The sequence below is a fragment of the Kribbella sp. NPDC051587 genome (genome assembly GCF_044453945.1).
GTDB lineage: Bacteria > Actinomycetota > Actinomycetes > Propionibacteriales > Kribbellaceae > Kribbella.
This window is the reverse complement of the sequence record NZ_JBITDE010000008.1, coordinates 258,708-281,160: the sequence shown is the minus strand read 5'-3', so window position 1 is coordinate 281,160 and position 22,453 is coordinate 258,708. Positions and strand designations below refer to the sequence as shown.

The 22,453-nt window shown below is 68.0% G+C and carries 20 protein-coding genes; 11 read left to right on the top strand and 9 right to left on the bottom strand.

The annotated features are described in order from the left end of the window. Window positions 1–24 precede the first annotated feature (24 nt). Window positions 25–741 (top strand): hypothetical protein, encoded by a 717-nt coding sequence (locus tag ACIA49_RS27740; protein ID WP_396380254.1) that lies wholly within the window; start codon window positions 25–27, stop codon window positions 739–741. Here ACIA49_RS27740 and ACIA49_RS27735 read toward each other — a convergent pair. Further along, window positions 728–1,474 (bottom strand): class I SAM-dependent methyltransferase, encoded by a 747-nt coding sequence (locus ACIA49_RS27735; RefSeq protein ID WP_396380252.1) that lies wholly within the window; start codon window positions 1,472–1,474, stop codon window positions 728–730. The genes ACIA49_RS27740 and ACIA49_RS27735 overlap by 14 nt on opposite strands. Window positions 1,475–1,543: 69 nt before the next feature. Beyond that, window positions 1,544–2,311 carry a DUF2382 domain-containing protein gene (locus tag ACIA49_RS27730; RefSeq protein WP_396380251.1) on the bottom strand — a complete coding sequence of 256 codons (768 nt, stop codon included), beginning with the start codon at window positions 2,309–2,311 and terminating at the stop codon, window positions 1,544–1,546. A 268-nt stretch (window positions 2,312–2,579) separates the two neighbouring features. On the opposite strand from ACIA49_RS27730, the gene ACIA49_RS27725 reads away from it, so the two are divergent. From ACIA49_RS27725 to ACIA49_RS27715, 3 genes are all read left to right on the top strand, one after another. Continuing rightward, window positions 2,580–3,362: an electron transfer flavoprotein subunit beta/FixA family protein gene (locus tag ACIA49_RS27725; RefSeq protein WP_396380250.1), complete on the top strand. Its 783-nt coding sequence runs from the start codon at window positions 2,580–2,582 to the stop codon at window positions 3,360–3,362. Between the two features lie 9 nt (window positions 3,363–3,371). Then, on the top strand, window positions 3,372–4,319 hold the full coding sequence (locus ACIA49_RS27720) for an electron transfer flavoprotein subunit alpha/FixB family protein (protein ID WP_396380249.1): 948 nt from the start codon (window positions 3,372–3,374) through the stop codon (window positions 4,317–4,319). A 72-nt stretch (window positions 4,320–4,391) separates the two neighbouring features. Continuing rightward, window positions 4,392–5,033, top strand: coding sequence for a nucleotidyltransferase domain-containing protein (locus ACIA49_RS27715; protein ID WP_396380248.1), 642 nt, complete (start codon window positions 4,392–4,394; stop codon window positions 5,031–5,033). Between the two features lie 216 nt (window positions 5,034–5,249). On the opposite strand, the gene ACIA49_RS27710 is transcribed toward ACIA49_RS27715, so the two are convergent. Genes ACIA49_RS27710 through ACIA49_RS27685 form a run of 6 tightly spaced genes read right to left on the bottom strand, consistent with a single transcriptional unit; the run spans window position 5,250 to window position 13,915 of the window. After that, on the bottom strand, window positions 5,250–6,047 hold the full coding sequence (locus tag ACIA49_RS27710; protein ID WP_396380247.1) for a MerR family transcriptional regulator: 798 nt from the start codon (window positions 6,045–6,047) through the stop codon (window positions 5,250–5,252). Further along, entirely contained in the window at window positions 6,041–7,615 is a 1,575-nt protein-coding gene (locus ACIA49_RS27705) for a PucR family transcriptional regulator (protein WP_396380246.1), read from the bottom strand. Before ACIA49_RS27705 ends, ACIA49_RS27710 begins: the two co-directional genes overlap by 7 nt. A 48-nt stretch (window positions 7,616–7,663) precedes the next feature. Beyond that, window positions 7,664–8,761: an o-succinylbenzoate synthase gene (gene menC, locus ACIA49_RS27700; protein ID WP_396380245.1), complete on the bottom strand. Its 1,098-nt coding sequence runs from the start codon at window positions 8,759–8,761 to the stop codon at window positions 7,664–7,666. Further along, window positions 8,758–9,540, bottom strand: a complete 783-nt coding sequence (locus tag ACIA49_RS27695; RefSeq protein WP_396380244.1) for a GNAT family N-acetyltransferase — start codon at window positions 9,538–9,540, stop codon at window positions 8,758–8,760. The genes menC and ACIA49_RS27695 overlap by 4 nt, the downstream gene beginning before the upstream one ends. Continuing rightward, window positions 9,537–10,622, bottom strand: a complete 1,086-nt coding sequence (locus ACIA49_RS27690; protein ID WP_396380243.1) for a M20 family metallopeptidase — start codon at window positions 10,620–10,622, stop codon at window positions 9,537–9,539. Before ACIA49_RS27690 ends, ACIA49_RS27695 begins: the two co-directional genes overlap by 4 nt. Next, entirely contained in the window at window positions 10,622–13,915 is a 3,294-nt protein-coding gene (locus ACIA49_RS27685; RefSeq protein ID WP_396380242.1) for a serine hydrolase, read from the bottom strand. The genes ACIA49_RS27690 and ACIA49_RS27685 overlap by 1 nt, the downstream gene beginning before the upstream one ends. A 183-nt stretch (window positions 13,916–14,098) precedes the next feature. On the opposite strand from ACIA49_RS27685, the gene ACIA49_RS27680 reads away from it, so the two are divergent. The 6 genes from ACIA49_RS27680 (at window position 14,099) to ACIA49_RS27655 (ending at window position 21,274) form a co-directional block, all read left to right on the top strand. Beyond that, window positions 14,099–15,301, top strand: coding sequence for a cysteine desulfurase family protein (locus ACIA49_RS27680; RefSeq protein ID WP_396380241.1), 1,203 nt, complete (start codon window positions 14,099–14,101; stop codon window positions 15,299–15,301). After that, entirely contained in the window at window positions 15,301–16,392 is a 1,092-nt protein-coding gene (mnmA, locus tag ACIA49_RS27675; protein WP_396380240.1) for a tRNA 2-thiouridine(34) synthase MnmA, read from the top strand. The genes ACIA49_RS27680 and mnmA overlap by 1 nt, the downstream gene beginning before the upstream one ends. Beyond that, complete coding sequence (locus ACIA49_RS27670) at window positions 16,389–17,366, top strand: methionine synthase vitamin-B12 independent (protein WP_396380239.1); 978 nt, start codon at window positions 16,389–16,391, stop codon at window positions 17,364–17,366. The genes mnmA and ACIA49_RS27670 overlap by 4 nt, the downstream gene beginning before the upstream one ends. A gap of 35 nt (window positions 17,367–17,401) precedes the next feature. After that, window positions 17,402–19,501, top strand: coding sequence for an NAD-dependent DNA ligase LigA (gene ligA, locus ACIA49_RS27665; protein WP_396380238.1), 2,100 nt, complete (start codon window positions 17,402–17,404; stop codon window positions 19,499–19,501). A gap of 95 nt (window positions 19,502–19,596) precedes the next feature. Continuing rightward, window positions 19,597–21,030, top strand: a complete 1,434-nt coding sequence (locus ACIA49_RS27660) for a hypothetical protein (protein WP_396380237.1) — start codon at window positions 19,597–19,599, stop codon at window positions 21,028–21,030. A 19-nt stretch (window positions 21,031–21,049) separates the two neighbouring features. Beyond that, entirely contained in the window at window positions 21,050–21,274 is a 225-nt protein-coding gene (locus ACIA49_RS27655; RefSeq protein WP_396380236.1) for a hypothetical protein, read from the top strand. Window positions 21,275–21,297: 23 nt separating this feature from the next. Here ACIA49_RS27655 and ACIA49_RS27650 read toward each other — a convergent pair whose 3' ends face one another. Next, complete coding sequence (locus tag ACIA49_RS27650; protein ID WP_396380235.1) at window positions 21,298–21,942, bottom strand: ACT domain-containing protein; 645 nt, start codon at window positions 21,940–21,942, stop codon at window positions 21,298–21,300. Between the two features lie 213 nt (window positions 21,943–22,155). Here ACIA49_RS27650 and gatC point away from each other — a divergent pair, with 213 nt between their 5' ends. Next, window positions 22,156–22,452, top strand: coding sequence for an Asp-tRNA(Asn)/Glu-tRNA(Gln) amidotransferase subunit GatC (gatC, locus tag ACIA49_RS27645; RefSeq protein WP_344155145.1), 297 nt, complete (start codon window positions 22,156–22,158; stop codon window positions 22,450–22,452). Window position 22,453: the final 1 nt, after the last annotated feature.

The following is a 22,453-nucleotide window of genomic DNA, read 5'->3' as shown; positions in this document are numbered from 1 at the left end:
GGTGGGATACCGGTAGCGGATGACGTGGCGCCGGCTCCGATCGCCGGGGCGCGGCGGCGGTTGTCGCCGCGGCCGGTTCCGGTCAGCCGCCGGCGCAAGACGGCAGCACCGGTTCCAGGCGCAGGTGAGGAACTGAACCCGGCTGAGGAGATGGGTGACGTGGGCAAGGACGACAAAGCGGAAGCGGCCGAGGCCGGGAAAGCACCCGAGGACACCCCAGTGGCTGCGGCGACCGCGACCAAGACCGCCAAGCCACGAACGGCCGCCGAGATCGTGGCCGAGCAGAAGGCTCGCGAGCAGGCTGCGGCCGCGACACCGGCCGCTGCTGCGACTCCGGCTGCTTCGGACGAGACGACGGTCACGAAGCCGGTCAGCCGGGTGACGGCTGCTCCGGCGGCCAAGCCTGCGGTGAAGAGTGCGCCGGCCGGCAAGCAGGCCTTGAGCTCAGTCGGTACCGGCGTTCGGCAGGTGCGTAATCTGCTCGCCTCGCTGATCTGGCTGATCGCTGTCCTGGCGGCCGCGATGCTGGCGCTGGGTGCGCTGTTCACCGCGCTCGATCAGACCAATCAGAGCAACGAGATCGTGCGCTGGGTGCTGGAGCGCGGGCACGACCTGGTGGGCCCGTTCAAGGACCTGTTCCGGCTCGAGACCGCCAAGAACACCCTGCTGGTGAACTGGGGGATCGCCGCGCTCGTCTACCTGATCGCGGGCAAGATCCTCGAACGCTTCATCCGTCCGTAGGTTTCACGGCGACAAGGATCAGGTCGAGCGACGCGTCGAGGTCGCCCGGCCTGATCTCAAAGTCCCTGTACGTCGTGCCTGTCACGAGCTCGCGCAGGTCGTCCGGCCACTCGTCATGGGGTGCGGCCAGTTGTGCGTCCACGCAGGAGCCGTTGGTCGCTTCCCAGTCCTGCAACCGCTTGTTGTGGTGAAGCCCGAGTGTGTGCGTGATGTCGAAGGTCGGTTCGACCAGCTCGGTGAACTCCGCCATCGTCAGCTCACGCGTGTGGTACCAGTTCCCGCTGGGGAAGGTCAGCCGGTTCGGAGTGCTCAGTACGGCGGTCCCTCCCGGCTGCAGGATTCGCGCGCACTCGGTGATGAACCGCGGCTGCTCCCACAGGTGCTCGATCGTCTGCAATGACGTGAGGAGCTCGAAACTCGCGTCGGCGTACGGGGTCTGGACCAGGTTGCCGCGGACCACCTGCACCTGCGGATAAGTCCGCCGTACATGCTCGAGAGTCAGTTCCTCGTAGTCGAGCCCGAAGACGGGCTCCGAACCGGACGTGCGGAGGAGCTCCGCGCCGTACCCCTCGCCGCAGCCGGCCTCGAGCACCCGCCCAGCGAGCGGCAGCAGTTCGGCCACGATCCACCGGTACGCCGCTTCGTGCCGGGCGAACCAGTAGTTCTCGTGCCAGATGCCGGGGGCCGTTCTCTCGCCGGTGAGGGACAGCGTGGTTGTCACGGTCTCGGTCACGCGGTCAGCTTATGCACAAAGGCGGTGTCCGGGCCCGCCCGGCCCGGACACCGCCTTTCACGCATCAGATCAGTGCTTCTTGTGCTTCCCGGTGCCGTCGTCGTCGAGGCCGTCCACCTCGACCTGCTCCTTCCGGACGGTCTCGGTGATCTGCTCCTCGCCGCGCACGGTCTCGGTCTCGAGGCCGACCCGCTCCACGGCGACAGTCTCCTTCGCCACGACCGGACGCTCCTCGTGCAGCACGACCTCGCGCTGGTCCTCGCCGATCCGGCCGCCGGTCTCGCCCTCGGCGATCGGCTCCCGGACCACGCGGACCTCCTCGTGGCTGACCGGGACGGTGACCTGCTGCTCCTCGGTCACGACGACCTTGCGCAGACCGACCCGGCCGGACTCGACCGTCTCGGTGCCGGCGTGCAGCCGCTCCTCGGAACGCACCATCGACCCGTCGGCCGCCGTACCATCCATCTTGGCGTTCTGCATCCCGGGCTGTCCGGCCATCCCCGCGTTGGCGCGGCCGTCGGCCTTCGGGACGCCCATGCCGTAGTACCGGTAGAGCTCGGTGGCCTCGCGCTCGGACAGATGCCCGCCGGCGTCGATCCGCGGCGCGTCCTTGATCTTCGACTTCATCGGCGCCAGGTGCAGCCCGTCCTTCTCGACGTGCGCGCCGTCGAGCGGTACGAAGGTGTGCTTCGTGCCGAACAGGCCCGTGTTGACGGTCACCCACTCGGGCTTGCCGGTGGTGTCGGAGGCATAGAGATTGCCCACCGATCCGACCTTGTCCCCGGAGGCGTCGTACGCGGTCTCGCCGACAACGTTCTCGATTCCCTGCATGGTCATTCTCATCAACCCCGTGTGGTTGTTTGCGTGCAGCAACTAACGACAGGCCGGTGCCCGCGCTCACGATGGGTAAACCCTCGATCACGGTTCGTTGCTGGATCGGGTGTGTCGGACGCCTCGGCCGCCGCCCCTGACCGGCTCCGGGGCGAGGGGATAGCCTGATCAGGCGCCGGCGGTGTGATGGGACTCGCACGTGGCTTATGTTTCTCGCGAGTAACATCCGTGGCAGGCTGGGAGAGACCGAAAACCAGAAGGGGTCCAACACGCTATGAAGATCGTCGTCTGCGCGAAGTTCGTGCCGGATGCCACGGCGGACCGCCGCTTCCGCCCGGAAGACAACACGGTGGACCGCGCCGGTGTGGACGGGTTGCTGTCCGAGCTCGACGAATATGCCGTTGAGACCGCGCTGACCGTGAAGGAGGCCGGCGACGCCGAGGTGACCATCCTCACCGTCGGCCCCGAGCAGGCTGCGGACGCGGTGAAGAAGGGTCTGCAGATGGGCGCCGACGCCGGTGTCCACGTGCTCGATGACGCCATCCACGGGTCCGACGCGGTCGCGACCTCGCTGGTGCTGTCGAAGGCGCTGGCCAAGCTCGAGGCCGACCTGGTCGTGTTCGGGATGAGCTCGACCGACGGCGGCATGGGCGTCGTACCGGCGATGGTGTCGGAGCGCCTCGGCCTGCCGGCCGTCACGCTCGGCTCCGAGGTCACCGTCGACGGTACGGCGGTGAAGATCCGTCGCGACGGTGACACCGCGAGCGACACCGTCGAGGGCACGCTGCCGCTGGTGCTGAGCGTCTCCGACCAGGCCAACGAGCCGCGGTACCCGTCGTTCAAGGGCATCATGGCCGCGAAGAAGAAGCCGGTCGAGACCTGGTCGCTGGCCGACCTGGAGCTGACGGCCGAGCAGGTCGGCGGCTCGTCGGCGTGGACCGAGGTGGTCGAGGTGACCGCCCGTCCGGCGCGGACCGCGGGCACCATCGTCACCGACGAGGACGGCTCCGGCGCGGGTCAACTCGTCGAGTTCCTGTCCACCAACAAGTTCCTCTGAGGGGCTGAGATGTCCAACGTTCTGGTTCTCGTCGACCACACCGCCGGTGTCGTGCGCAAGACGACCGCCGAGCTCCTCACCATCGCCCGCCGCCTCGGCGAGCCCGTCGCCGTCTTCATCGGTGACAACGCCGCGGACGCACTGCCGGCCCTGGGCCAGTACGGCGCGACCAAGGTGATCGCGCTGACCAACCCGGAGCTCTCGCAGTACCTGGTGGCCCCGAAGGCCGAGGCGCTGCAGCAGGTCGCGGCCAAGATCGAGCCGTCGGCGATCCTGATCTCGTCGAACGCCGAGGGCAAGGAGATCGCGGCCCGGCTCGCGGTCAAGCTCGAGTCCGGCCTGATCACCGACGCCGTCGACGTCCAGGAGGGCCCGGTCACCACGCAGTCGGTGTTCGCGGGCAACTTCACCGTCAAGTCGAAGATCACCAAGGGCACCGCGATCATCACCGTGAAGCCGAACGCCGCGACCCCCGAGGCCGCGGAGACCTCCCCGGAGGTCGAGGAGTTCGACGTCACGATCTCGGACGCCGCCAAGACGGCTCGCATCACCGACTCGAAGCCGCGGGCAGCTACCGGTCGCCCGGAGCTGACCGAGGCCGCGATCATCGTGTCGGGTGGCCGCGGTACCGGCGGCGACTTCGGTCCGGTCGAGGCCTTCGCCGACTCGCTCGGTGCTGCCGTTGGTGCTTCCCGCGCCGCGGTCGACTCGGGTTGGTACCCGCACGCCTACCAGGTCGGCCAGACCGGCAAGACCGTGTCCCCGCAGCTGTACGTCGCCGCCGGCATCTCCGGCGCGATCCAGCACCGCGCCGGCATGCAGACCTCGAAGACGATCGTTGCCGTCAACAAGGACAACGAGGCCCCGATCTTCGAGCTCGTCGACTTCGGCGTCGTCGGCGACCTGCACAAGGTCCTCCCGGCCGCCACCGAAGAGGTCACCAAGCGCAAGTCCTGATCCAGTGCACGATCGCGCCCGGTTCGGCTTTATTGCCGAGCCGGGCGCTTCGTTGTGTGTGACGATCGGTCGATGGACGGATACCCCGACGACCTTGATCCCGAGGAACTCGCTTTTCAGCGCTTGTACGGTCCGTGGAAACAGTCGACCCCGGCGGACGCCCTGGCGATGCTCAACGGGTACGACGGTGAGTGGTGGATCGCCGGTGGGTGGGCGCTGGACGCGTTCACCGGGGTGCACCGCGAACACGAGGATGTCGACGTGTCGCTCTGGCGTCGCGACATCGAGAACCTCCGGCTCTTCCTCCGCGGCACCTACGACCTCTGGTCCAACGCCGGCGGCCGCCTCCAGCCCCTCACCGACGACCGACCCGACCAATCGGACGACGCGGACCAGATCTGGCTCCGTCGGCACGCCCTGTCCCCCTGGGAGTTCGACGTCGTCGTCAACCCGGACCGCAACGGCCGCTGGGTCTTCCGCCGCGACCCAACCCTCGACTACGACCTGGCCGACATCACCTGGCGCGCCCCCGACGGCATCAGATACCTCAACCCCGAGATCGCCCTTGCCTACAAGGCGAAACAAGCCCGCCCCAAGGATGAGGTGGACTTCGCCGCCGCGCTCCCGCTGCTCTCCGCGGACCAACGCAGCTGGCTGGCCGACATGATCGACCACCTCCACCTCGGCCACCCCTGGCCGGCCCGCCTCCGCTAGCGGACGCCCCGCTGTAGCGTGGTTCCCCTCCGATAACCCCTTGACCCCGTTGCGCGATGCCTCCCCAAACCGGTTTGGGGAGCGTGAGCGCCCTCGCCGAACCACTGTGGGGAGGATTCACCCCCCGGATCGGTCCTGGATCCTCCCCAATGCGGCTGTCCACGCGCCGACCGTAGGCGTCGGGACCACGCTGGGCGGAGCGTCGTACGGGGCGAGCTAACAGATGCGGGTCGGGCGGACGGTGGCTTGTAGTTCTACGGTGACGTTGGTGGGGTCCTCGGTGTTGAGGCGGAGGTCGCGGTAGATGCCGTAGGACTCGAGGCCTTGTTCGTCGAGGGCAACGTCGAGGGTGCGCCAGGTGTCGGCGATGCCTTCGGCCGGGCCTCGGTAGGTGACGGAGGCACCCTGAGGTTCGGCTGGTACGACGGTGAGGTCCAGGCCGGCGGGTGCGGTCGTGCCGTCGGCCACTGCGACGCCGACGGAGACTCTGATCTTGTTGGTGCGGCCGTCGTAGATGTGGACACGTTGGCCGGGCAGGTGCAGTGCGTCGAGTTGTTCGGTCAGGGTGTGTACGGCGCCGCCGATCTCGGTTTCGTCGTTGACGTCGGTGTGGAGGTTCAGCAGGTGGAGGGCTGGGAGGGGGCCGAGCTTGAGGGTGCGGTTCGTCATGGTTAGGCCTCTTTCGATTGATCGGAGGCGGCGCTCGACCTCTGTCAGGCGATTGGCGTCTGCGGTGAGGCGTTGCTCTAGTTGGGCGCGGCGGAGGCGGAGCATTCCGCGTAGTTCGTCGACGGGTAGTTGTTCGTCGAGGAGTGCGCCGCACTGCTCGAGCGTGAACCCGAGCTCCTTGAGCGCGACCAGACTGTCGACGCGCCAGATCTGCGACAGGGCGTACCAGCGATGGCCGGTGTGCGGGTCGACGCGTTCGGGCACGACGAGTCCTAGTGCGTCGTAGTGCCGCAGCATCCGCACCGAGATGCGCGTGTGGCGGGCGAGGTCTCCGATACTCAACATGGTTCGTCCAGCGAACCGCCTGACACCGTGTCAGCTGCAAGGTCAGCTGCAAGTACCCGCAACTGCAGCATCGCGGCGAACCGTGCCTCCGGGTCAGCAAGGTCGAGAGCGCCAACCTCGGCGAGCCGCCGCAGCCGGTACCGGAAGGTGTTCGGATGTACGTAGACGGCGGCCGCTGCGGCAGTCACGTCACCGAAGGCGTCCAGCCAAGCCCGCAGTGTCTCGACGAGCGTGGAGTTGTGCTCCCGGTCGTACGCCACCAGGCGAGCAATCGGTCCGGTCGGTTGCTCACCGCGGGCCTCAACGAGGTCGCGTAGCTCCAGCAGCAACGCCTCAACCTGTACGTCGGCCAGCCGGGCCACGCGCTGTGTACGCCGCCCACTCCGCAGCACTCGCAAGGCGCGATCCGCACTCGCCCGGGCCTGCGGTAGACGCACTGCCGTTGCCACGCCGATGGTCGCGCCGAAGCGATCACCGACTCGGTCCAGGAAGTCCTGGGCGATGCGAGCCGCGCGCTCCTCGCTGTCCACTGGCATCAGCCCGTAGGTCACGTCACCCACCAGTGCGGCCGCTGACCGCGGCTGGACTGCGCCAAGGTGCATCGCGAACGCATCCGCCAGCCGCTGCCTCTCAGCAGCCGCCGGTACGGCGAGAGCCAGTACGACGAGCGCGTGGTCGGCCAGCCCGAGCCGATCGAGCGCCTCACGCCCACCCTCGAGTGCTGTACTGACCAGGTCGGCGCGCAGGCGGCGTTCGACGTCCGCATCGGCGCGGATGCGCAACATGTGCAGGGCAACGACTTTGGCCGCATCACGGAGGGCCTCAGAACGCTCGTCCGTCAACCGCTCCCGCACCGCGACCCAGATGGAGCCGAGGATCTCGTCGCCGGCTCGCACCGCAACAGCCACTCGCGGAATAGCCACCTCAGGACTGATGGCCGGCATCGGGGCCACGTAGACCGGCTGGTCGGTTCGGTAGAGCTCTCGGAAGACTCCGCGCTCGGACAGTAAACGGGAGTAGCGCTCGGGGACCTGTCGACCGAGGACGGTCTCGACGCGGGCAGTGTCGGCCTCGTCCTGCCGGCCGGAGAAGGCGAGCACTCGCGAGCTGCGGTCCTCAATGGTGACCGGTGCGTCCAGGAGTGCGGCTGTGGCGTTGGCCAGCGCGAACAGGTCGCCAGACGGCATCCCAGCGAGCGTCTCGGACTCCGCGACCCCAACATCGAGCACCGACCGCAGCAGAATGCCCAGCTGGTCCCAGGTCGCCCCGCGCGTCAACGCAAGCACGGCCACATCTGATTCATTGGCGTCCACGGTGACCGGACTGCGCAGTACCAGTCCTGCGGCGTGCTGGCGGCTGAGATCACGCAGTACCTGGGTGATCTCCTCGGGGTCGCGTAGGCCGACCCCGAGGACCAGGGCGTGCTGGGGGAGGAGCGGATCGTCGAGCGGGTCGTAGATGGCGACCCCACCGATGGGCCGGTCCGGGTCGCCGGCGACCAGCTCGAGCAGGGTCGCGCCGAGATCGTCGAGTACTCGGCCGAGGCTGGCCCGGGGTCGCTGCGTCACTCAGCCATTGTGCATCCGGACAGCTTTGGCCCCTGGATTGGTCGATTCCTACAGCAGCAGCCACTCGGTCGACGTGGTGAACACTTCCAGTTCGTCAGGCAGCGGCTCTACACCGATCCCAGGACCAGTCGGTACGGCGAGGTGGCCGTCCGCCAGCGTGAACGGCGTCGTGAGGTCGGTCTTGTAGTACCGCGATGAGCCGGAGGTGTCGCCCGGCAGCGTGAATCCGGGCAGGGCGGCGAGCGCCACGTTGGCCGCGCGGCCGAGACCGGTTTCGAGCATGCCGCCGCACCAGACCGGGATGCCGTTCGCCACGCAGACGTCGTGGATACGGCGAGACTCCAGGTAGCCACCGACCCGGCCGGGCTTCACGTTGATGATCGAGCACGCGCCGAGGGAGATCGCCGCCGCGGCCGCGCGGGCTGAGGTGATCGACTCGTCCAGGCAGACCGGGGTCTTGAGCTGCTTGGCCAGCTCTGCGTGTCCGAGGATGTCCTCCTCGTCAAGCGGCTGCTCGATCAGGAGCAGGTCGAAGGCGTCGAGCTGGGCGAGGTGCCTGGCGTCCGAGACCGCGTACGCCGTGTTGGCGTCCACCTGCAGCAGGATGTCGCCGAACCGCTCCCGCACGGCGGCCACCGGCTTGATGTCCCAGCCGGGCTCGATCTTCAACTTGATCCGTAGATATCCCTCGTCGAGATATTGATCAACTGCAGTCAACAGTTGATCAATCGAGTCCATGATGCCCACGGATACTCCACACGGCACCCGATCATGGACAGCACCCAACTCGCGGCCGAGCGATCGACCTTCGGTCCGCAGTTCGGCATCCAGTACGGCGGTCTCCAGTGCAGCCTTCGCCATCCGGTGCCCGTGGAACTTCGCCAGCGCCGGCGCCACCTGAGTAGCCCGGTCCACGCCAGCCATCGCCGGCACGAAGTACCGACGCAGGACGTCGATCGCACCGTCGACGTACTCCTCCGAGTACAGCGGTGCGGCCATGGCGACGCACTCGCCCCAGCCCTCGGCCTCAGTGCCGACGGCCCGGACCAGCAGCGCGTCCCGGGTGACCTCGGTCCCGAACGACGTCCGGAACGGTGACACCAGCGGCAGCGATACCCGCCGCAACTCGACTCCGGTCAGCTTCATGCGACTGCCTCTCGTTCGACTACGTACGCTCCGGTCCGATCGAAGCCGGTCACCCGGCCACCGTCCGCCAGCAGGTCACCGAGCACCTCGCGGACCGCCAGCCGCCACTCCCGCGCCGCAGCGAAGTCCGTTGCCCGCAAGGCCTCCACATCAGCCGGTACGGCGACCGCGACGGGACCCGCCGCTGTCAGCTCACCCCTGATCGGGCGGCCGTCCTCACCACGTCCCAAGGCGATAGTTGCCGCCGACAACTCAGTACCACCGACCGGCTCGTCCAGCTGCCAACGGACGATCAGCCGATCACTCTCGTCCTCGCCGTTGATCTCGTCGCGCATCTGCCCGTAGAAGTTGGTCAGGTACTGCGTCGGCCGCGCACCGAGCTTGACGAGGTTGAAGTACGCGTTGCGCCGGATCAGCGGGTCGAAGGTCCACTCGATCGCCGTGAGACCACGCTGCAGCGACCACTCGCGCTGGTGCAGCTTGAGAGCGAACCCGACGCTCCGTCCACGCGCCTGCCGGGACACACCGGCCACGTGACTGTGCAGTGTCCGCTCAGACGGCGCACCGAAGAATCCGACACACGCTCCGACCAGCTGGCCGTCGTCATAGGCGCCACTGACGTAGCTGCCGGCCTTGGACATCGCCCGGAGCAGTTCGGTCGTCACCGGCGGGTTGTGCGGGTCCGGGCGCCAGATGGTGTCGAACAGCTGGTAGACCGCCTCCAGGTCGGCGAGCTCCTTCAACTCGCGCACCTGGACGCCGGTGACTGTCTCGGTCATCGTCGCCCCAGCAGGTGGGTGATCAGAGTGGTGAGCAGAGCTGTCCGAGGTGCGATCTCGTCGACGATCACGTGCTCGTCGTCGGCGTGTGCGCCGCCACCAACCGCGCCGAGCCCGTCGAGAGTCGGCGTACCGACTCCGGCAGTGAAGTTGCCGTCGGACGCGCCACCTACCGAGATCTGGCGCAGCGGCGGTTGGCCGAGTTCTGCGGCCAGTCGGGAGGCCTGTTCGTACAGGTCTTCGGCCATCTTGCGTTCGAACGGCGGCCGGTTCGGACCACCGATCAGCTCCAGTACTGCCTCGGGGAGTACCGGCTGGAGCGCTCGCATCGCTTCGTCCACTCGGAGCTGCTCTGCGACAGTCCGCGCCCTCACATCGACCAGGAAGCTCGCTGCAGCCGGGACGGTGTTGCGCGTCGTGCCGGAGACGAGCTTGGTCGGAGTGACCGTCGTACCGAGTTCTGGGTTGCCTAGCTGGCTGATGGCGAGGATCTGGTGGGCTGCCTCGATGCTGGCGTTCACACCGAGCTCTGGCTCCAGTCCGGCGTGGGAGGCGCGGCCGGTGATGCGGAGCTCGTAGTTGGAGACGCCCTTGCGCTCCAGCTTGAGGGCGCCTTCTGCTGATGCCTCCAGCACCAGTGCGGCCACACAGCCGGCTGCCTCGGCCTCGATCAGCGCACGGGATGACGGTGAGCCCAGCTCCTCGTCACCGGTCACTAACAGCGTGATGCCACTGGGGTCAGCCTGGGCGGCGATCGCGTGCATCGCCATCACCACACCGGTCTTCATGTCGAAGCAGCCCGGCCCGCGCATGACGCCGTCCTCGATCTGGAACGGATGCGTCGCTAGCGAACCCAGCGGCCAGACGGTGTCGTGGTGGCCGACCACCAGCACCTGTGTCGGGCCGTCGCCGAACTTCCAGCGCAGATGCGTCCAGCCGTCGACGACGACGTTCTCCGGCGCTTTGCCGAGTCGCTCAGTCCCCAGCTGGGCAACGACGTCCGCGCTGGTCTTGACGGCGCACTTGTCGGCCGACGGCGACTCACAGGTCACCAGGGTCTCAATGTCCTTGAGCAGATCCATCAGGCCACCACCTTCGGGGTCGCGCGGGAGCCGAGGTGCAGGTACTTCTCACCGGTCGGCAGCGAGTAGAACCGCACTGCACTCCAAGCCAGCGCACCGTCGGCCGGTTTGACCGCGAACAGGTCACCGCTGTCGTCGACCGGAACCAGCCTGCGCTCTTGCACGGGGTCGGGTATCAGCGTGGCCAGCGGCCCAGTGACGGTGGTGCGCAGCGTCGCCTCGCCGTCGGCGACCAGTACCTCATGCGTCGTCCCGGCGCGCTCATAGCGGCCCGTGTGCCGGTCCAGATCGACAGTGACCGGTTCGGCCGGTGGCGTCAGCGGTGCCGGCGGAGTGACGTCGGCGAGCTCCGCGAAGATCTCCCGGAACAGGTCGTTGTACAGATCGCCGGCGTTGCCGCCGTTCGTCAGCAGCGCGACAGCAAGGCCCTCGGTGGGCAGGATCCGCAGCATCGCGGCCTGGCCGATCGTTCCGCCGTCGTGGCCGATCACCTCCTGCCCGCCCCACGCGAAGCGCATCCAGCCGAGCCCCCACGAGTCAACGGTGGTCTGGTCGGGCACCTCGGCGTGTTTCGCGGCCATCTCAGCCACTGCGGCTTCCGGAATCAGGCGCTTGCCGTCCGGCGCCAGTCCGCCGTCCAGATGCAGCCGAGCGAAGGCCAGTACGTCAGCGACCGTTGACGAGATCAGTCCGGCCGGACCTGCGGAACGCGGCAGGCCCCAGACGGGAGCCACCTGGTCTCCGTCGACATGGCCGACCGCTGCTCGGCGCAGCAGTGCCTCCTCAGGCAGCGTGACCGTGTGCTCCAGTCCGAGCGGTGTGACGAGCCGCTCTCGTAGTACTGCGTCCCAGGTCTTGCCAGTGAGCTTCTCGATCACCCGTCCGGCCAGGGAGAAGCCGGAGTTGCAGTAGGACCAGGTGGCGCCCAGCGGATGGCTCTGGCCGACACCGGCCAGCACCCCGACGTACTTCTCCAGACAGTCGTCACCGCGACCGGTGTCATCGAACACGTCACCGTCGACACCACTCGTGTGCGTGAGCAGGTGCCGCATGGTGACCTGCTTGGCCACATCCGGATCGCTCAACTGCAGCTCGGGCAGTACGGCGATCAGTGGCGCGTCCAGGTCGAGTAGACCTTCGTCGACGAGCTGCATCACCAGAGTGGTCGTCCAGACCTTCGTGATCGACCCGATCTGGAACAGCGAGTCGGTAGTGACCTCCACGCCGGTCTTCTTGTTCAGTACGCCGGTCGCTGCCTGCACCAGCTCGTCTCCGCGCAGGACTCCGAGTGTGGCGCCCGGAACACCGTGCTTGGCGGCCAGTGTGGTCAGCCGACGCTGCCAGTGCGCCGCATCGATCCGCGGACGACGCGGACCGGTCGCGCTACCGGCGTACTGCTCGACCCAGTCGAGGATGCGGCGGTTGAAGTCGACGCGGTACGACGGCTTGCCCTGAAGGATGAAGAGGTGGTCCGCCTCGGGGTACAGCACCAGCTGCGTGGGCACACCGCGTTCACGGAGTGCTGTGTGCCATTGCTGTGCTTGGCCGAGCGGGCAGCGCCGGTCTGCATCGCCATGGATCACCAGCGTCGGCGTCTGCACCTGGTCGATCTGTGTCATCGGCGACATGGCGGCCAGATCGCCACCGGACAGTTCGAAGGCCGTCAGGTAGCGCGCGAGATCAGAGGTGCCCGTCATGCTCGTCAGGTCGCTAATCACGCCACCGGTGACGGCAGCCGCGAACCTGTTGTCCCTGCTGGTCAGGTAGCACGTCATGAAGCCGCCGTAGCTGTAGCCGGCGACGGCGAGACGGTTCGGGTCAGCGATGCCTTCGGCAACCAACTGGTCGATCGGCGCCAGGAAGTCCTTGCCGTCGGACGTGCCCCAGCCGTCGATCACCCCGGTGAAGAACTCCTCGCCGTACCCGTCACTGCCTCGCGGGTTGACCAGCAGCACGCTCCAGCCGCGTGCGACCAGCTCCTGGTGATACGCGTGCACCTCATCGGCTCCGGCACTCCAGGCGCCGTGCGGACCACCATGGATGTCCAGCAGCAGCGGCTGCGCACCCGTGGCCATCGGGTCCCGGAGCAGCCAGGCCGCGACCACAGTCCCGTCAGAGATGGTGAACTCGCGTTCCACCCGGATGAAGTGCTCCACGTCTGCGAGCTTCTCGCCGTACGACGTCAGGGTGGTCGCCGTACCGGTCTTCAGGTCGACGGTGATCGCTTCGCCGTACGACGTCTCGGTGGTACGCGTGGTCGTGGCGACTCCACCCGCCGCGCTGAGGCCGGAGAGGTTGTGACCGGGCTGGCCCAGCACACGTTCGGGTGTGCCGCCGTCGACCGGTACGGAGTACAGGTGGGTGCAGCCGCGGTCACGCGCGCAGAACAGGACGGTGGCGCCGTCGTCGATCAGAACCGGGAGACCACCCGGGTACGCCGGTCCACCGACCATCACGTTGCGATCGAGGGACTCGGTCAGGTCAGTCACTGCACCGGACTCCAGTGCGACCCGCAGGAGCCGGCTGTGACCGACCTGCGTGGTCACAGTGCCGACCAGAAGGAGTGACTCACCATCCGCCGTCCAGCCAGATGCGGAGACCTGTCCGTCGGCTAGGGCGACCAGCCGCGGCGTGGCCTTGCTGTCGGCCGCGTCCAGCACGTAGGCAGGGGCCTTCGCAGTCAGGTCGGCGTCTGGGTCAGTGGCCGCGCCGAAGGCGAGCTTGGTGCCGTCGGGGGACCAGGCCGGGTTACCGGCGTGCCAGTCACCCTCAGTGGCCTGCCTGCACTTCTTCGTCGCCACCTCGAGGACGTGGAGGTGCTTGCGAACCGTCCCGAACCAGCCCACGCCGTCGGCCTGGTAGTCCAGCCGCTCAGTGGCGATGGGTGCCTCCGTGCTGCCGGGAACGGTGTCGACAGGTGCGCTGAAGGCGATCTGCGTCCCATCCGGGCTCCACTTCGGAGCCCCTGCGCCCAGCGGCAGCGTCGTGAGCTGTTCAGGCTCACCACCGTCGCTGGGGAGCACCCAGAGCTGCGCAGGTCCGTCCTTGGCCCGCAGGAACGCGAGCTGGCTGCCATCCGGTGACCAGACCGGTGATCTATCTCCGTCGGATCGGGTGAGCTGCCGGGGCTCGCCACCGGTAGCTGGGACCCGCCAGAGGTTCCGCAGGTCACGGTCAGCCTTCAGATCGGTGGTCCGCAGGACGTAGACGAGCTGGCTGCCGTCTGGTGACAGCGCGGGCTCCTCCGGGACGGCGAGCTCGGCCAGGTCGTCGATGCGCAGACGTCGGGTCACCAAGTCCTCCTCAGATGCAGGCTGCTGCCTCAGGCGATGCTAGGTGGCGGCGCCCAGGGATGTACTTGTCGGATCGGACAAGTGTTCGACCCCGCTTCGTCCACCCGGACGAAGGGCTCCGCTGAGTCCGGAATATCGGTGCGGATCGGGAACATCCCGGCAGGACTTACCCTTGAGGGTGTTATGACCTCCTTGCGCCCTCGTGCGGTCTACCTCGATCACGCTGCGACGACACCGATGCTCCCCGCAGCGATCGAGGCGATGGCTGCGCACCTGGGGCGCACCGGTAACGCGTCGTCACTGCACGGCGCCGGACGCGCTGCGCGCCGTACGGTCGAAGAGTCGCGGGAGACCATCGCCGCCGCTCTGGGAGCGCAGCCGAGCGAGGTGGTCTTCACCTCCGGGGGTACCGAGGCGGACAACCTGGCCCTGAAGGGGCTGTGGTGGGCACGCCTGGCCGAGGACCCGCGCCGGCGCCGCATCCTGCTCAGCGGCATCGAGCACCACGCAGTCCTGGACCCAGCAGTCTGGCTCGGTCAGCACGAGGGGGCGGAGATCGAGTGGCTGCCGGTCGACGAGCTCGGTCGGGTCCGGCCGGACGACGTACGGCGGGCGATCGAATGCGCACCGGAGACGGTGTCCTTCGTCACGGTGATGATGGCCAACAACGAGGTGGGCACGCTGCAGCCCATCCAGGAGATCGCTGCGCTCGCCGCCGAGTACGGCATCCCCGTGCACACCGACGCCGTCCAGGCGATCGGGCAGGTGCCGGTTGACTTCGCTGCGCTCGGTGTCGACGCTCTGACGGTCTCTGCGCACAAGCTGGGCGGCCCGTACGGCGTGGGGGCGCTGGTCGTGCACAAGGAGACCAAGCTGACGCCCGTGCAGCACGGTGGCGGCCAGGAGCGCGACGTACGCTCCGGCACGCTGGATGCGCCGGCCATCGCCGGCTTCGCAGTCGCTGTGGAGCACTCGATCGCCGACCAGCCGGTGGAGTCGGTCCGGCTCACCGGTCTGCGGGACACGCTGATCAAGGGCGTGCTGGAGACCGTCGACGGCGCGCATCTGTCGGGTGACCCGGTCGATCGCTTGCCGAACAACGCACACTTGTCTTTCAGCGGCTGTGAGGGCGACTCGCTCTTGCTGCTGCTCGACGCACGCGGGATCGAGGTCTCCACCGGGTCCGCATGCAACGCCGGGGTCGCCGAGCCGAGCCACGTGCTGCTGGCGATGGGGTACGACGACCAGCGCGCACGCGGGTCGCTGCGCTTCACCTTGGGACACACGTCGAGTCAGGCCGACATCGACGCCGTACTGGAGAACATCGGACCGGTTGTGGAGCGGGCGCAGTCCGCCGGTCTGCAGAACGTGGGAAGGAACAACTGATGCGGGTACTCGCAGCCATGTCCGGCGGAGTGGACTCCGCCGTCGCGGCGGCGCGGATGGTCGAAGCCGGGCACGACGTCGTCGGGGTGCACCTGGCGCTGAGCCGCAACCCGCAGTCGTACCGGACCGGTGCGCGCGGGTGCTGCACCATCGAGGACTCGCGGGACGCACGGCGGGCCGCGGACGTGATCGGCATCCCGTTCTACGTGTGGGACCTGGCTGAGCGTTTCCACGCCGACGTGGTCGAGGACTTCGTCGCCGAGTACGCCGCGGGCCGCACCCCGAACCCCTGCCTGCGCTGCAACGAGAAGGTCAAGTTCAGCGCCGTTCTCGAGCGGGCGCTCGCGCTGGACTTCGATGCGGTCGTGACGGGTCACTACGCGCGCATCGTCGACACTCCGGACGGCCGTGAGCTGCACCGCGCTGTCGACCACGCGAAGGACCAGTCCTACGTGCTGGGCGTCCTGACGCAGGAGCAGTTGGCGCATGCGTTCTTCCCGCTCGGGGACACGGTCAAGACCGAGATCCGCGAAGAGGCGGCCCGCAGCGGGCTGTCCGTGGCGGACAAGCCGGACAGCCACGACATCTGTTTCATTGCCGACGGCAACACTCCGGGCTTCCTCAGCAAGCACCTGGGGGAGGCGCCGGGCGACATCGTCGATGCGCAGGGCAACAAGCTCGGTGAGCACAGTGGCACGCACGGCTTCACCGTCGGCCAGCGCAAGGGCCTGCGGATCGGTACGCCGGCCGCCGACGGCAAGCCGCGGTTCGTCCTGGACATCAGCCCGGTGGAGCGCACAGTCACGGTCGGCTCGCGCGCTGAGCTCGCAGTGACTGGGCTCACCGCGTCGAAGCCGCGCTGGTGCGGCCCGGTGCCCACCTCAGAGCTGCACGTCCGCGCGCAGCTGCGTGCGCACGGCGAGGAGATCGCGGTGACCGCACGCCTCGAGGGAGACCAGGTCCTGGTCGACTTCACCGAGCCGGCCTCCGCAGTAGCCCCCGGACAGGCCGTTGTCCTGTACGACGGCACCCGCGTCATCGGGTCCGCCACCATCGACGCGGTCAACCGCGTCGCAGCGCAGCACGCGTGACGACGACCGGGCTCGGCTCACTGCCGGGCGACGACATCCGCGAGTGGACCAAGGTCCTGCTCGAGGCGGTCGACATCCCGTTCCTGGCTGAGCTCCCCGCCCGCCCGTACGGCGACATGCTCAGCCGGGCGATCGCACTGGTCACGGAGCTCGCCGCAGACCTGCAGCCGGCCGGGTGGCGGCTCACAGGTGGTGGTGACGCGACTGCGAGTCTGGATCAGCGCAGGGCGCGTGGACTGCTGCGTGAAGACCTGGACGTGCTGGAGGAGTACGCCGACGGCTACGTCGGTCCGCTGAAGGTGCAGGTCACCGGTCCATGGACGCTGGCCGCGACAGTGGAACGGCCGCGCGGTGACAAGGTCCTGGCTGACCACGGTGCTCGGCGTGATCTGGCGCAGGCGCTGGCATACGGCGTTGAACACCACCTGGCTGAGGTGCGGAAACGCGTACCCGGGGCGGACGTCGTACTGCAGGTTGACGAGCCGGCGCTGCCCGCCGTACTGGCTGGAGCTATTCCGACTGCGTCTGGGTGGAGCAAGCACCGGTCCATCGACGGTCCGGGCGCAGTGGAGCTTCTGAGTCTGTTCACTGGCTTCGGACCCACTGTGGTCCACTGCTGCGCGGAGCGGCCGCCGATCGAGGTCTTCACGAAGTCTGGTGCTTCTGGGCTCGCTGTGGACATCTCGTTGCTCAACGCATCGGGTTGGGATCAGCTGGGAATCGCAGTCGAGGCTGGTACGACGGTCTACGCCGGCCTGGTCCCGACGACCGGCGCGCTGCCGAACCAGGAGCAGGCCGCCGCTCCGCTCATCCGCCGGTGGCGCGAACTCGGCCTCGATCCCGAGCTGATGAAGAAGGTCGTCATCACCCCGGCCTGCGGCCTCGCCGCGTCCCCCTCACCCCGCGACGCCCAAGCCCGGCTCGCCCTTCTCCGCAAGATCGTCGACGTCGTAGGCGAAGCCGCCGACGCCTGACAGTTTTTGTCGGAGGGCGGCGGTAGATTCTGGTTATGAGCGAGGAGATTCCGGAAGCACCGCCTGAAGTGCGTGAGCGGCATGCTGCCCTGAGCAACGAGATCGAGGAGCACCGGGCGAAGTACTACCTGGGCAGTTCGATCATCTCCGATGCCGACTTCGACGCGCTGATGCATGAGCTGCAGGCGATCGAGGAGCAGTACAACGAGCTGCGGACGCCGGATTCACCGACGCAGAAGGTCGGCGTCCCGATCTCGACGTTGTTCGCGCCGATCGAGCACCCGATGCGGATGGAGAGCCTCGGGAACGCGTTCTCGGCCGAGCAGATGGAGGCCTGGGCGAAGCGGCTCGAGCGGGAGGTGACCGTCCAGCAGATCCACGACTCGGGGTTCCTGTGTGAGCTGAAGGTCGACGGACTCGCGCTCGATCTCGTCTACGAGAACGGTCGCCTCGTCAGCGGTGGGACGCGCGGCGACGGGCGGACCGGCGAGGACGTGACGCCGAACGTCCGGACGATCAAGAGCATCCCGGAGCGGTTGCAGGGCGACGACATACCGGCCTTCCTGGAGGTTCGGGGCGAGGTCTACTTCCGGGTCGAGGACTTCACCGAGCTGAACGCGCAGCTGGCCGAGGCCGGCAAGGATGTCTTCTCGAATCCGCGGAACAGTGCGGCCGGATCGCTACGGCAGAAGGATCCGCGCGTGTCGGCGAACCGGCCACTGCGGTTCGTGGTGCACGGCCTGGGCAAGGTCGAGGGACATCGGTTCGGACGGCTCTCCTCGGCGTACGAACAGCTCAAGGCCTGGGGGCTGCCGGTGAGCGACCGCGCGCGGCGGGTCGAGACGCTGGCCGAGGTCAACGAGTTCATCGCGTACTACGGCGAGAACCGGCACTCGGTCGATCACGAGATCGACGGTGTGGTGGTCAAGGTCGACGAGATCGACCTGCAGCGGGCGCTCGGTTCCACGTCGAGTGCGCCGCGCTGGGCGATCGCGTACAAGTACCCGCCGGAAGAGGTCACCACCAAGCTGATCGACATCGAGGTGAACGTCGGCCGCACCGGCCGGGTCACGCCGTTCGGGCACATGGAGCCGGTCCGGGTCGCCGGATCGACAGTCGAGTACTCGACGCTCCACAACGCCAAGGAAGTCGCCCGGAAGGACGTTCGGCCGGGGGACACCGTCGTACTGCGGAAGGCGGGCGACGTGATTCCGGAGATCCTCGGCCCGGTCGTCGAGCTGCGGCCGAAGGACCTGCCGGCCTGGGTGATGCCGACGCATTGTCCGGAGTGCGACACGTTGCTGGCGCCGGCCAAGGAGTCCGACGTCGACATCCGCTGCCCCAACTCGCAGTTCTGCCCGGGTCAGGTCAAGGAGCGGTTGTTCTACCTGGCCGGGCGATCGTCGTTCGATATCGAGGGGCTCGGCTATCAGGCTGCCGAGGCGCTGGTCCGGGACGGGCTGGTCGCTGATGAGGGCGATCTGTTCGCGCTGACCGAGGAGCGGTTGGCCGAGAGTGGTTTCTTCACCACCAAGGCCGGTGCGCTGTCGGCCAACGCCCGCAAGCTGATCGCGAATCTCGAGGCGGCCAAGGGTCAACAGCTCAACCGAGTGCTCGTGGCGTTGTCGATCCGGCACGTCGGTCCGACCGCGGCGGCAGCGCTGACCGAGGTGTACGACGACATCGAGGACATCCGCGCGGCGAGTGAGGAGCAGTTGGCCGAGATCGAGGGGGTCGGTCCGACGATCGCGCAGGCCATGATCGAGTGGTTCGCGGTGGACTGGCACCAGGCGATCGTGGACAAGTGGAAGGCCGCGGGCGTCGTGATGCGCCAGGAGCGGACCGGCCCGACGGTCGAGCAGACGCTGACCGGTGTGTCGGTCGTGGTCACTGGGACGGTCGAGGGCTTCAGCCGCGACGAGGCCACCGAGGCGATCGTGTCCCGCGGTGGCAAGGTTGCGGGCTCGGTGTCGAAGAAGACGTCGTTCGTGGTCGTCGGTGACTCGCCGGGATCCAAGTACGACAAGGCGGTTCAGCTCGGCGTACCGGTTCTGGATGCGGCGGGATTCCAGGTGCTGCTGGACGACGGCGCGGAGGCGGCGGCCGCGGTCGCGAGCAGACCGGAGCCGGCCTAGTCCTGAACAACCTGCGGACTCAATGGATCCGGCGGAGGATCTGAGCCGTCGGACTGTTAGTTTTGCACGTCCATGCATGGGTCAAAGGAGCGAATATGACGACGCCGCCACAGGGACCGTGGGGTTCCGGGCAGCCGGGGGGCCAGCCGGGCGGACAGCAGGGGGGCCAAGGAGGTCAGGGCGGCTGGGGTCAACAGCCACCTGCCCAGGGCGGTGGCGGCTGGGGACAGCCTCAGCAGCCTCAGCAGCCGCAGGGCCAACCTCCGCAGCAGGGTGGTGGCGGATGGGGACAGCAGCCTGGACGGCCGCAGCCCGGTCAGCCGCAGGGCCAGCCCCCTCAGGGCCAGCCTCCTCAGGGCCAGCCCCCGCAGCAGGGTCAGCCCGCGCAGGGCTGGGGCCAGCGTCCGCAGCAGGGTGAGCAGCCCTACCAGCAGCAGGCCTGGGGACAGCAGGGCAACCAGCAGCAGGGCGGTTGGCACCAGCAGCAGGGTGGCCAGCAGCCGTGGCAGCAAGGTCCCGCCGGCCCCGGTGGCTCCAAGGGACCTGGTGGCATCGGCAAGGACAAGATGCCGCTGGTGATCGGTGGTGGCGTGGTCGGCATTCTGCTGATCGGCCTGATCATCGTGCTGGTCGTTCGCGGGCTCGGTGGCGACGACAAGCCGACCGCCGACCCGACCGGTGGCACCTCGCAGCCGACCAGTGACACCAGCGGTCCGGCCAACGCGGCCGGCCAGGCCGACAACGCGTCGAAGAAGCTCCAGGCCATCGGTTACCAGTGCAGTGACCTGTTCAACAACGACGCCGGCGGGCACCGCGGCTGCTTCAAGTACGACGGGCCGACCCAGGTCGACGCGATCTTCCAGTTCACCAAGGACGGGACGATCATCAGCGTCCAGCTGACGTCGCGCGACGACGACAACCGGAACAACGCCGCGGTCAGCTTCGACGCCGCGCTGCAGGCGCTCGGCAACGACACCTTCGGCGGCAGCGAGGTCAAGAAGATCCAGGACGCGATCAAGACCGGTCAGAAGTCGGACAAGGTCGGGACGACGTGGGGCGAGTTCCGGCTGAACAACGACAGTTCGGTCGTGCTGGCCGGCCGGAAGTCCGGTGAGGAGTCGTTCGACATCCCGGAGAAGACCTGGCAGACGACGGAGGCGCAGCTGATGGCCGGCCTGAAGGCCAAGGGCTACGACTGCAAGAGCATCTGCACCAAGAAGATCGGCGACTTCGGCTCGCAGCGCATCTACGGCTTCGGGTCCTCCGGCGGCGGCATCAAGCGACTGGAGATCAGCGTCTCCGGCCGCAAGAACGACGCCGAGGCCGCGTGGCCGGCAGCGGTGGGCGATGCCTTCGGCACGCTGAAGGGAACCGACGCCGCGGCACTGAAGGAGTTCATCGACAAGCACAACGACGGCAAGCCGGCTGCGGCCTACGTCGCCGGCTGGCGGGTCGAGATCGACAACAACGACCGTGACGACTACTTGTCCCGGACGATTAGCATCAACGCAGAGTCGTATTACGTGTGAGCCGATCGACGGAGACCTGATGAAGCTGCCCCGGGAGAAGCGGGACGAGCAGGCGGTGGTCGCACCACCGCCTGAGGCCGTGCAGCGTGTCGAGGGGGGTGGGGCCTGGGGCCCCACCCAGTTCGAGCTCCCGGAGCGCAGCGGCAGCAACAGCCAGGCGATCCTGATCGTGTCGCTGATCGGGATCCTGGTGCTGCTGGTCATCGCCGGGCTCTGGACGTTCACCTACTTCCAGCTGGGATAGCTGGAAGTAGGTACGTCTGCTGGTCAGGCGGTGGCGCGGATGGTGACTGCGAGTGAGGCGAGGTAGCTCAGCCGAGCGACCTCGGAGCCGAGGAACTCCGGTCCGCCGCGACGGCCGACCACGATGATCCGGCGGTCGTTCTCCAGCGGTGCGGCGACCAGCACGGACTCGGACAGACCCTTGTGGTCCGGCGCGTCCAGCGTGGTGGCCTTCCCCAGCGGCAGCCAGGCAGCCGCCACGTCACCGAACTCGGGCGTGGCGCTGGTCTCGAGCGCGACCTTCACCTCCGAGCCGGTCCCGTCCAGCAGGACGGCCCAGTCGGCGTGCAGGACGGCGGGACTCTGCTCGATCAGGAGGTCGATCGCGTCGGCCGGGGCCGACGTCATCTGCTCAACCGCTTCGAGGTCCATGTGCAGTCCGCCGCCGGCGCCGTACCGGGAGAACCAGATCACCTCGACGTCGTCCACGCTGTTGCAGGCCGAGACGAGCCGGTCGGGCAGGACGCCGGGCGGGAGGTCGACGACGATGTCGTCGACGGCCGTGCCGTTCTCCCGGCGGTGCTCGACGATCTCGATGGCGTGGATGTCGGCATTGACCTCGCCGAGGGCGGTGGCGACGGTGCCGAGCGAACCGGGCCGGTCCGGGATGATCAATCGCAGCAGGAACACCGAACGATCATCTCCCAGCCGATCACCTTGCACATAACGCCCTGTCGCCGCCCATGTTACAGAGCGGAACCCGCAACACGCCCGAGCCCTCTCGAAGCGCGAACGGGGACGAGGAAATAAACCTGTCACAGCCGCCCTCTAGGATGGCCGGGGTAACGGGGGAAGTCTTCCTGTGTTACCTCCAGCAACTGCAGACACACATTGGATCGGTTCATGCCATCGATTACCCGCGAAGAGGTTGCGCACCTGGCGCGACTGGCGCGGATCGAGCTCAGCGATGCCGAGCTCGATCACCTCGCGCCACAGCTCGACCAGATCATCACCCTGGTCGGGCAGGTCAGCCAGGTCGCGGCGGACGACATTCCGCCGACCTCGCACGCCCTGCCGCTGACGAACGTGATGCGCGCCGACGAGAACGTCCCGTGCCTCACCCCGGAGCAGGCGCTGTCCGGCGCCCCGGCAGCCGAGGCGCAGCGATTCCGGGTGCCGCGGATCCTGGAGGAGGACTGAT